Origin of the sequence: Flavobacterium sp., from assembly GCF_049590715.1 — a bacterium.
GTDB lineage: Bacteria > Bacteroidota > Bacteroidia > Flavobacteriales > Flavobacteriaceae > Flavobacterium.
This window is the reverse complement of sequence record NZ_JBAWDL010000194.1, coordinates 1-1,654: the sequence shown is the minus strand read 5'-3', so window position 1 is coordinate 1,654 and position 1,654 is coordinate 1. Positions and strand designations below refer to the sequence as shown.

Annotated in this window: 2 protein-coding genes; both read left to right on the top strand. The window is 33.8% G+C overall.

The window, feature by feature from the left end; translation table 11 throughout:
* Nucleotides 1-611 (top strand): phosphoribosylformylglycinamidine synthase subunit PurQ (locus tag WBQ70_RS08770; RefSeq protein ID WP_423913018.1); only part of this gene is annotated, 611 nt, incomplete at its 5' end.
* Between the two features lie 100 nt (nucleotides 612-711).
* Nucleotides 712-1,654, top strand: a 943-nt coding sequence (locus WBQ70_RS08765; protein WP_423913016.1) for a virulence RhuM family protein, incomplete at its 3' end; no start/stop codon positions are given.

Here is a 1,654-nt window from a genome sequence, read left to right as displayed (position 1 = left end):
ATGTACAATTCATTGGTGCGGTTGGAGGATTCTCTAACTCGGATGTATTGGGTTCTGCTAAAGGTTGGGCGGGAGCTTTCTTGTACAACGAAAAAGCAAAAACAGCCTTAGATAATTTCTTCAAAAGAGAAGACACTTTATCTGTCGGAATCTGTAATGGTTGTCAGTTATTGATGGAATTAGAAAAAATCAATCCTGAGCACGAAGTACACGGGAAAATGCTTCACAACGACAGTTATAAACACGAAAGTATCTTTACATCAGTAACGATTCAAGAGAACAAATCGGTGATGTTATCTACATTAGCAGGAAGTACTTTAGGAGTTTGGGTATCGCATGGTGAAGGAAAATTTAATTTACCTGAAGCTGAAGCGAACTACAACATTGTAGCAAAATACGGTTATGACAGCTATCCAGCAAACCCTAACGGATCTGATTACAACACAGCAATGTTATGTGATACTACAGGTCGCCACTTGGTTATGATGCCACACATTGAGCGTTCTACCTTCCAATGGAACTGGGCAAACTACCCAGCAGATAGAAACGACGAAGTAACGCCATGGCTAGAAGCTTTTGTTAATGCTCGATTGTGGATTGAAAAACACTAATTATCCATTAAAACATATTTTAAATGCGTCCTGAAATTTTGGGACGCATTTTTTTTTATGACAGAATAAATTTATATTTTTAACGGTAACTTATCATCAAATGAAAAATCAAATACTGTTTTATAATAGTCCTGAAGGCAAAGTAACCGTTACGGTAACTTATTTAAATGATACTTTTTGGTTAACCCAAAAATTAATTGCGCAACTATTTGGAGTTGAAACCCCTGCTATTAGTAAACATTTATCTAACATTTATGATTCTAATGAACTTGACAAAAAGGGAACTATTTCCATTTTGGAAACAGTTCAACAAGAAGGTAAAAGACAAGTAAAACGACAGGTTGAATTTTACAATTTAGATGCAATAATTGCTGTTGGATATAGAGTAAACTCAAAACAAGCTACACAATTTAGAATTTGGGCGACCCAAACATTAAAGGAATATATTACCAAAGGTTTTGTTATGAATGACGAAATGCTCAAAAATGGCAAACCTTTTGGAAAAGATTATTTTGATGAATTATTGGAAAGAATTCGAGAAATTCGATCTAGTGAACGAAGGATGTATCAAAAATTAGGAGATGTATTTGAACAATGCAGTGCTGATTATACTGTAAATTCCGAAGAAACAAAACTGTTTTACAAGATGATTCAAAACAAATTGCATTATGCCATCACTGGAAAAACAGCTGCTGAAATCATTTATGATAGAGCTGATAGAAATAAAGACTTTATGGGACTTTCAACATGGAAAAATGCTCCAAAAGGAAAAATATTAAAAAGCGATGTTTCTATCGCTAAGAATTACTTATCCCAACCTGAAATAGGAGATTTAAGTCTTTTAGTAAGTGCTTTTTTGGATTTAGCTGAATTTCAAGCACGACGTAATACAGTCTTATTGATGAAAGATTGGTTAGAACGCACCAATAAATTTTTAGATAGTAACAGTTTGGATATTTTACCAAATGCTGGTAAAATATCACATGAAAAAGCAGTCGAAAAAGCACATCAAGAATATGATTCTTTTAGAATCAAACAAGACA